General features: G+C 40.7%; 2 protein-coding genes. One reads left to right on the top strand and one right to left on the bottom strand.

The genetic code is table 11. The features are described 5' to 3' along the window. On the bottom strand, positions 1–7774 hold a 7774-nt coding region (locus BLW28_RS15135), incomplete at its 3' end, for a fibronectin type III domain-containing protein (RefSeq protein WP_092842588.1). Between the two features lie 328 nt (positions 7775–8102). Between BLW28_RS15135 and BLW28_RS15130 the strand changes: the two genes are divergently transcribed. Further along, entirely contained in the window at positions 8103–10112 is a 2010-nt protein-coding gene (locus BLW28_RS15130; protein WP_073222177.1) for a LuxR C-terminal-related transcriptional regulator, read from the top strand. Positions 10113–10479 lie beyond the last annotated feature (367 nt).

Here is a 10479-nt window from a genome sequence, read left to right as displayed (position 1 = left end):
ACATTGAATACACCTCAGCTGCTTGTGGCATATCTCTTTGTTCGATACTCAAGTAAGTTCCGTTGTGGTTAATACCTAAGTTCTCATAGAAGTTCATTGGCTTTACAGCATCAGCAGTTGTAAGTTCGTTGTTGTTTCCTTCTGCAAAGATAATTCCGAAGCTATCGTGTACTGGTCCTTCATTGTTGAAGTTTTCAGTAGTGTATAATTGTACAGTTAACATATCATTTCCAGACAATGGGCGATTCGTTGAGGTAAACTCGCCTGGACTTTTATCAATTTCGTTAAATACTACAGATGAAACGCCAGCAGTAGCGGTGGCAATCTGCCCACCTTGACCAGGCTGGAGGTATTCGTTGGCTGCTGAACCGGATGTGTTAGTTCCTCCTGGGAGAAGTACGGTAACATAAGCCCCGTGGTCTCCAAGAGATGGATCGAACACATAAAATTGATTAGTATTTAGGTTCGTTGAACCCGCAAAAACCGAGTTTAAGTTGACGGTGCTTTGGTACGGATTCCCGAACATCACGAAATCCCCTGCGTCTTCGGTGTTAAAGTTTTGGATGTTCGTACCTGTGAATAATGACCCTGTGGTACGAAGCACGGTTTCGCTGGAGGCTTCGTTATTGGTCAGGTCGATGCTCCGATCCCCACGAACAAATAGCAAATACGGGTTTCCCGCCGTCAGGGTATGCACATCAGTATTTGTTATTGCCTGAAATTGTTGATTTACGACATCTACTGTAAACATAGATGGATTGCCCGTTGCCGTACCGTCAAACCCGTTTTGCTGGTCGGTGGTGCTTCCTGTAATGTGCGTACCAAACCCCGGGAATGGATTGTCGGTGTTGCCGGTTGCTCCTTCCTGCCAATTGTTGTGGATGGAGTTGGGGGAGGTTACTGAGCTACTCACCATTCTGTAGGAGCGTTTATTCTTCATATAACGTTCTACGGTAATAGCTCCCAACATAGTGAAAGTTGCTGGCACTGGAGCCAATTCCCCATTTTTGGTTGCGGTGCTTTTAAAGGTTAACGCCCCGTTATTGACCAGACTTTCAGTTAAGGTGAGTACGCTCTCAATATTCAGGCTTGCTCCGGGTCCTACAACTAGGTTCTTGATGGCAATAGCTTCGGTAAAAGTTGCCATATCCGCTTTAATTTCTACGTTATCCACAAGTGTATTCGCGTTTTCAGGGTTTTCGGGAAACCATCGGTAGTCATTTTCGGCATCGTAATAATCATAGCCATAATAGTAATCTGCTTCTTCTTGCACTTCAATACAAAAAGTGCCTTGTAGATTTCCAATGCCACTCACCTGAATATAATAATATGCTCCTGGGGTAAGGTATGACGGGTTGATTGTTGCCCCGTTCACATTAATATCGCTACACGTGGTTACCGCCCCCAAAGTTTGTAGATTGGAGCAATCTGTGGGTGCTTCGTAAACCTTAAAATGATTGTTTGTAAGCGACCCGCCCGAAAATTCGGTTGTAATGGTTACATTACCACTTTCCGGTGCTACAAACTTGAACCAAACCGTTCGTAAATATTCCGTAGTGTCCCAGCAACTATCGGTGGGTTCGTTATTCTGAAGTGTTGCCCCGGTATTTGTGTACGTTCCGCCAGCACAGCCTGCATCCAAACTCAGCGTGATGGCGTTGCAAATATCATCATTCATGGGAGCGTCGATGAATTTTTTTGGCCCTGCCCATTCACTCGTCTCGCTTTCGGCGCAAGATGATTTCACATAAAATTCATACTCAATGGCTGGGTTTAATCCCGTAATGCTTTCTCCAAGAACTCCATCGTTATCCAAAACCAACGTCCCTTCATTAAGCGGATTAAAACCAATTGCATCGTATTTAATTTGCCAAGATGTTGCGGAACCACTTTCAATCCAAGAAAGATCTATTGAATTTCCGTTAAAATTATCTGTGGCCAGCGCGATAGGCTTGGGGCAGGAAACCGGTTCCCATACCACGTCGTCTAAATAGACTGCCTGTGAATTTAAAGTGAAATAAGCCTTGAATGCGATAAACTGATGGCTTTCCACGTCACCAAATTCCACCGAAAATTCTTGGTAGCTCGAAGTGGCGGCAATGGTTTCTATTGCTGAAAAAGTAGCAGGGTCATTAGCATCTTCCATGGTGCCCACTTGCAAATGGGCACCCGCATCTTTTTTGACCATAAACCTTAATTGATGGTTTCCGTTGGATAAATTATTGAGCATTGGCGCAACCAGATATAGTTTTGCATTTGGCTCATAACCATTGTACATGGCCATAAAATTTGGTGCGGAATAGGCTGAGAAATCCTTGGTGCCAAAAATCACGTTGCCCGGATTGGAAACATCTTCCATCAGTTTTTGCCAACAATCAGGAATAACATCTATTGGCAGGGAATCAAAATTTTCGAAAAAACTCCCTATCGGGGGGCAACCCGTTTGGAATTGCGTAGGAATAACGCCGTATAGTGAACTCTCATCGCCGTTGGGGCAAACAGCTTGTACATATACATCGTAAGTTGTGCTTGCCGTAAGGCCTGACAGCGTTCTCTCAAAGGAAGTACCGTTAACGTCAATTGTATTACCACCAATGATAGGGTTAAAACCAGCTTCCCCATAAATAATCATCCAAGCTGTTTCATCGCCATCGGCTTCCCAACTTACCTTTGCAGTGCTTTCAGTAATATTCGAAATTTGGACATCTGTTGGCCCATCGCAATTGGTTATTGGCTCCCAAACCACATCATCTATATAAATAGATTGATATTGATTGGGAAATTTAGCCCTAAACGCCAAATAATGGTCGGTATAGGTTTCATCAAAAATCATTGTAAAATCCTGTATCGTGCCAATGGCATTGATTGTTTCAATATAGTTGAACGTACTGGCATCGGTAGGATCGCTCATGGTTCCCACTTCCAAAATGGGATTGTTGTATGCTCGGGCGGAAAACCTAAATTGGCGACCGCCGTTCAAGCTCAACAACTCCGGAGTGATTAAATAAAGTGCTTCTGAAGGATCTTGGTTGGAATCGTATAGATAAAAGGAGTTGGAGTTATCATTTCCGCCCGAGTAGGTTTTAACAACGGCCGCATACGTTCCAGAAGAATTTATAACGGTAGACCAGCAGGATGGGAAATCCAAATCGTCTTCCAAATCTTCATAAAAATCGGCATAGGAAGAACAGGACAGCATAAAACTGATTGGTCCGGTTAAAGCACTTTCATTATTCGTTCCACATACCGCTTTTACATAAACCTCGTAGGTTGCGTTTTCAGTGAGTCCCGTTAAAACAATCCCCGGCGAGCCGTCATCATCCAACAGCGTATTTCCATCCGTTTCCGGATCAAAGCCCGGTGCGCCATAAATTACTTCCCAACTTGTTTCATTTCCTTCTCTGGTCCAATTTAAGGTGGCAGAGGTTTGCGTGATGTTGGTAGCAGTAAGGTCGGTCGGTTTTTGGCACGCAGCAATAGGTTCCCAAATAACATTGTCTAAAAATACTTCTGCGGAAGAACTGTTGCTATACGTAGTCTTGAAAGCGATGTATTGCCCCGGATAATAACCATCGAAGGCTGCTTCATATTCCAGATACCTTGAGGTTGCGTTTATTTGCTGGACCGCGACATAGGTGGAAGCATCATTGGGATCAGTCATCGTACCGATTTCCAAATTTGAATTAGCAGTTTTTTTAGCCGAAAACCGAAGCTGATGGTTGGCGTTTTGGATGTTTGAAAGCTCGGGGCTAATCAAATAAAGTTCCGAAGCATCTGAATTATAATTGAAAATCCTTACGGAACTGGAGTTATCAATTCCGCCATAATCCACAATACCCACCGATGCAACATTAGAAGTAGTCTCTAAAATTCTACTCCAACAATCGGGCAAATCGGTTGTTTCTTCAAAATTTTCGGAAAAATCCTCAAATGGAGCACAAAGTGTTTTAAAATATCTTGGGCCGGCAAGACTACTCTGGTCTTCCGCAGTACAATTAGCTTTTACGTAAAACTCATAAGTCGTGGTTGCAGATAAACCTGTAAGCGTTGTTCCTTCAACCCCATCGGTGTCGGTAATGGTGGTTCCCTGGGTTAATGGGTCGAATCCTGCTTCGCCATAGACAATATCCCAAGCGGTTTCAGCATTTTCTGAATCCCAATTGATTGCTGCTGAATTTGAAGTGATATCCCCAACGGTAAGGTTACTGGGGCGAATGCACGTTGGTATTGGCTCCCAGACCACATCGTCTATAAAAATTGAATAACTGTCTATGCTAGAACTCGCCTTAAAAGCGATATGCTTTTGATTGTAAGGCTGGTCAAACCGTACCACATATTCATAAAATCCGTTTTCGGGGGTAATGGTTTGCAGGTGTTCAAAAGTAGAGGCATCGGAAGGGTTATCTATCAAGCCAACGTCCAATGTAGCATTGCCATTGAAAAATGCAAAAAACCTAATTTGATGATCGCCTTCAATTAAAGCAGAAAGTTCTGGTGTGATCAAGTACAGTTTTGCGTCCGGAACGTTGCTGTTCCATAAAATAATGGAGTTTGAAGGAGAATGAGAAGTATTGTAATTGGGCTCTACCAATGAAAAACCGTCTGCTGGTGGCGTTGGGCTGTCTATAAGATTTGACCAACAATCGGGAAGGTTGGAGGAAGCATCAAAATTTTCTGAAAAATCGCCAAGCGGAATGCAGGACGTGTCAAAACTTTCCGGCCCAACCAGCAGACTTTCATCGCTTGCTCCACAAAGGGCTTTGACATAAAAATCATAGCTGCTATTTGGGACTAAACCCGTTATCGTTACTGAAGGAACCCCGTCGTTATCGATTAGCGTAGTTCCTTCGGTTGTGGGATCAAAACCTGCTGGGCCATAAATAATTTTCCAAGCAGTGGCCGAAGCATTTTCCTGCCATTCTAGTTGCGTGCTGGTTCCATCTATATTGGTAGCAGACAGATTAGTTGGAGGGAAGCAGGATGGTGCTTCCGTGATATTTACCTGAAAATCGGCCACTAAACCATCTGTGCCACTAAAACAAGGGTCGGGGATGTCTTGGCCGGAAGCCGCTGCGGCAATTCGCATGCGATGTTCTCCTAAAGCCGCATTTATTGGAAGTGTGAATGATGCATCCAAGGTTGTCGGGTTGTTGGCCAAGGATTCTCCCTGAAAAACCAGTTCGTCGCTGCCCAACTCCAAATCGTCATTAAAATCTATCCAAATATTGGTTCGATAAACGACCCCGGTGTGAAAAACCACGAAAGTTTTGGCTTCTAGGCCTTGGGGAAGCTCAACTACTTGATCGGTAAAAACTTCATAAGAAGTAGTGTTTCCGTTGCTGAAAAAATCCTGATTGACAAAATTCACTTTTAAAAGTCCATTTCCTTGTATGTTGAGCGGAACATCGCCATTGCAAAAACCGGTAAAGAAACTGACTGGGGTTTGGGTAATTGCCACATCGCCAGAGTCACAAATGGGACTTATATACACTTCATAATGGGTGTCCATTGTTAAATTTGTCAAGGCTTCACCAGCATCTTCATCATCATCGATAAAAATAGTGCCTTCGGTTGCTGGATCAAAGCCCGGTTCGCCATAAATTAGCTTCCATGCTTCCGCAGAACCATTTTCAACCCAGCTAATATTCGCATAGGTTTGTCCTACTTCTGTCACCTCTACATCGGTAGGTTCTTCACAATAATACGTAGAGGTTTCCCAGTAAATATTATCTAAATGGATGCTATTGTTCCCTGAAACTTTAAAGGCAATTTGCTCATCCGTTAAGTCCTCATAAAACGGCAACAAATATTCATTGTATTGGCCCGCGCCAGAAGTAGTGTAGGTTGCCAGGCTGGTAAAAGTGGAAGCATCGCTTATGTTGGTTATTGTGCCGACTTCAAAAGACGAAAAATAATCTCCTTCCGCAAAAAACCGCAGTTGGTTTGAACCTTCTGAAAGCGCATTCAGTTTTGGCGAAATTAAATAGACCGCTCCTGTATCCGTTTCCAGTTCTGCCACGGAATTATTTCCGTTGTAATCGTCGTAGTTTCCTACTCTAACGTGGGCGTTATCACTGTTGGAATCGATCAACTTGAACCAACAGTCAGGTATATTGGTTAATCCTTGAAAGCTTTCAAAAAAGTTGTCCTTAAAATCACAGGGTGCTGTAAAATGGCCGACGCTGGAGAACGGACTTTTATTGAAGCTGCTGCAATATGCCCTAACGTAAAAATCGTAATGGACCCCGAGGCTAAAATCGGTAAGTTGTATTCCTGTTTCGCCGTCATCATCCAAAACGGTAATTCCCTCGGTTTCCGGGTTAAAGCCTTGTGGGCCATAAACCACTTCCCATTTGTATTCTGGGCCGTTGCCCGTCCAGTTTACGGTAATCCCATCATAGGTTTTCGATACCACTTCCAAATTTGTTGGCGCAACACATTCGGGAATATCCTCAATCACAAAATCGTCGAAATAATAAGGATCATTATCTACATTTATATTGGATGTATGAATTGCCAGATACACATATCCCGTATATGCTTCAAGGGAAATAGGGTCTATTTCTTGATATGTGGTATGTTTAATCTCTGTTGAAGGTTTTAGGGTAATATTAAAATCTTCTGGTTGGTTACTGGTGACCGAGAGTTTTACTTTGTAAGTAAATGTAGAATATTGATCTACTGCCAAGGTTTTGAAGCGAAGTTGCTGGTTCCCATTTAAAAATACCGGTGGAAGCATAAGATACATGTTGTTATCGCCATAAAACTTAGCGGCCTTGTTGCCTGGATAGGCTGTAGGTGCACTGGGAGCAAAACACCCTCCCAAATCGGATCCACTTACACAATTCCAACAAGGCGGTAAAGAATTATAAGTAGTATTGAAATTTTCAAGCCACGGAAAACCGGTAATCCCCGTGCAATCTGTACTTGTGGTAATGGGGGTGGACAAAAAGCTTTCGTTGGTGCCACAAAAACCTCGAACATAAATATCGTAAGCGGTGTCGGGCAATAACCCGGTAAGGGTTTTGGTGGTGGTGTTGGATACGTTTATAGAATTGCCCTCTCCTGCTTCCGGATTAAAACCAGCCTGTCCATAAATAATCTGCCATTCGGTTTCGGAGCCACCGGCATCCCAGCTCAGGTCCATACTAACCGGCGTAATGTTGCTTGTGGTTAGGTTATTAGGTTTATTACAGATAGTATTCACATCAAAAATGTGGACTTTATCGATAAAAAGATGAGCTCTATAATTGCCTTCCCACCGAAAACGTACTTTGGCGTTGGTTGCACCTCCCAAGACTGCTGTGATGTCTGCATCATAATAGGTTGGATTAGCAGAATCTTCTGTGAAGTGAGAGACCTCTATCCAGCTACTACCATTATAAACTTCTACATAAAAATTGGCGCCGTAGCTGTATTTTTCGAACTGATAGATGAACTGCAGCTTTATTGCTCCCTCCGAAGGTAATGAAGATACATCGAACTGCTTGGTTTCCAAACTTGCATTTTTATCTAGGTTTCCAAACTCATAATAATAAAAATATGCCATGGGAAAAGTCATCCCTGTATTGTTCGTATTCGGAGGAAGTTGTGATATAATACTGGAAGGGTCGCCTATATCCCAATGCTTGTTTTCGGGATCTGCATAAGCAGACCAACCTGATGGGAGTGCATAGGTAGAGAAATCTTCGTTGACATATACTTTTTGTATATACTGGGCATTCGCCTTAAAAAGGAAAATACAAAAAAGCAGGAAAAGAGTAATTTTTTTCATAAATAGTATTTTAATGTCGATAGATTCTTAGTTATAACACGCTCCAATCTTAAAAAAAGCATTTAATTAAATTTTTTGAATGAGACAACTTGTTAGTGGTTTAGGGTTTTAAGTTTATTGATAGACACTTCGCGTTTTCCGTTTTTGATAGCGTAGAATTCAGTAAGAAAACAACATGAATTTTTAAAGTATTGTTTTATTTCAAATCTACTTTATATCTCATTTTTTTCCTATTCCATGAAGTCTACAATGAGTCTACAACTGAGTGAACAACCTTAATTTTAAAGGGTTGTGAGGTCTTTGAATTATAAAAAAGTATATTTGACTAATGAATTTAAGATGTTTCATCGTCATTTTAGGATTTATTCTGGGGTTTTGGAAAGGGTTTGCTTTTCCTGAATGTAATGCTGTTTTAAGTATCCAAGCGTTTGAAAAATTGGATAGCCGGGAGAAGTTGAATAAAATCCACCCCTATCTCCATCAGGCATTTTGCAACGCAGACAGAAAGGAACAATACCTAAAGCTTTATCTGGATACTTTTGCAGTTTCTGAAGGTGCTTTTCAGCGTTTAAATGAATTGAAATATCTGTTGCACAATTTAGAACTAGAAGATAATGCGCTGCCGTTCTTGGATTTTTTTGGTGTTGTGCTTGATGAGGTTGGGAAGCGTTATCCCAATGTAAAGAATGACCTGATTTTTATAAACCTCAAATTCTCTTACTATAACCGTAGATTCGGCAATGCCAAGGCATGTTCTTATCTGTACAATTATAGTGGTTTAGCGAATTCGGATGCCCCTAAAACTACCGATTTATTCAAATACTTCATCGCACTTTCGAAATGTGCTGAATCTTCAGACGACTATAATGCTTCGGTTTATTATTTAATTCAAGCGTTAGAGGTAACCAAAAATTTTGATTATCCTGTCAACCGACTTAAATCTGGACATGTATTTAAGTTTTTAAGTAATCTGTATTACGAATTAGAAGATTATAAAAACACGGAGAAGTATGCCGATTCTGCCATCAACACGTTTCTTCCCGAATTTAAACTTAAAAATGGACTCGCTGTTGCTTTTGAAAATAAAGCGTTAGCCCTACATCAACTTACTGGTGATACTAAACAGGCATTGACATATTTGGATAATGCACAGGAGATTTATAAAAAAATAGAAAACAGTGCGCGCTATCACTATGTGGATAGATTAAAAGCTGAAGTTCTCCTGATCGATGATCCCGATTTGGCAACCCAATATTTGTTTACTTATATCAATTTTTCATACGCTAACAAATCCCGTATACACTATGCTAAAGGGTGGTTGTTGGCCCATAGGATTATTAAGGAAAATCAATTGGAGCACTTGGAACTTTCGCCCGACATAAAAGTTACTTCCCGTCAAATAATAGACACATTGACTGCTTTGCTTCCAAATGAAAAATTAAAGATGCAGCTTGAAATATCATCGGCCATAATCGAATATTATTCGTTATTTAAGAACACCGATAGCTTGATAAAATACAACGAGCTTCAAAATAAGTTAGAAGCCGCTCGTAACAAATTGACCACCGAACAGCGACAAACCAACTTGAACCTATACTTAACGAACCATCACAAAGAGCAAGAATTGGCGAGTTTAAATTTATTGAACCAAAAACAGTCGTACCAGAATAAATTGCTCAGCGGTTTAATCTGTTTAGTAGTGGGCAGCTTAATTTTTTACTACTTCTATAAACGAAAACAAAGGCAAATCATACTTGCCAGACTTCAACTAAAAGAAAGCGAGCACGAAAAATTAAGAACACAGCAAAAATTAAAAGAGGAATTGATTTTGCGAAAGGAGCAAAACGAAAAGTTGTTAAAATTGGCTTATGACAATGAAGTGAAGCGGAAACAGCTCCTTCAGCTGCAGCTAAAGGAAAAACAAAACGAAGTAGAAGCCGCCCAATTGGAGAAACAATCGAACATTAATTTATTGAACGAGGTTTTTATTGCCCTAAAGGATGATTCGGTTAATAATGCGAGCCATTTAATAAGAAAGCTGCGAAGAAATGATGTAATTACAAGGCACAATGATAGCTTAAAGGAAATTTTTAAATCTATTTCCCCTGTATTAATGGAATCTTTAGAACGCATAAACCCTGATTTGACCGATCAAGATATACTGTATTGTGCGCTAATACGCCAGAACTATTCAACACAACAAATAGCTGATTTTTTAAACATTTCGCCTAAATCTGTCAACCAGCATAAATACAGGCTCAAAAAGAAACTTGAACTCGATCGGAACATTTCCATTTCCAGCTTTTTAAAAGATTTAAGTTTAAAAGAAATCGAATAATCTTTTTTGGGTACGTTTTATATACCCACTGTTTTCTGATGTTTTCATTATACTAAGGTTTTGGTGTATCGCTATTTCAGGACGGGACAATGTATTAAAAAAGAGGGAGTCCTTCTCGGATCCCTCTTTTTAATTAAACTGAATTGGTATTTTATACTTTCAGTGGATTAAAATTTTAGTTTTTCTATTAATAGCAGCGTATATAGTAAAATTAACTTTTGTCTGTAAGCCTATTATTTTGAAAACTAATTTTTTATGTTGTCTTTAAAGTTTTACTCTTTTATTACTCTAAAGGTATGAGCTTCGCCACCGTGATTAAGAGTTACAAGATAAACACCAGAAGCAATGTTTCCTGCCATAGGTACAG

Origin of the sequence: Aequorivita viscosa, from assembly GCF_900106795.1 — a bacterium.
Classification (GTDB): domain Bacteria; phylum Bacteroidota; class Bacteroidia; order Flavobacteriales; family Flavobacteriaceae; genus Aequorivita; species Aequorivita viscosa.
Note: the sequence above shows the minus strand (reverse complement) of the source record. Positions and strands in the feature narration are given on the sequence as shown.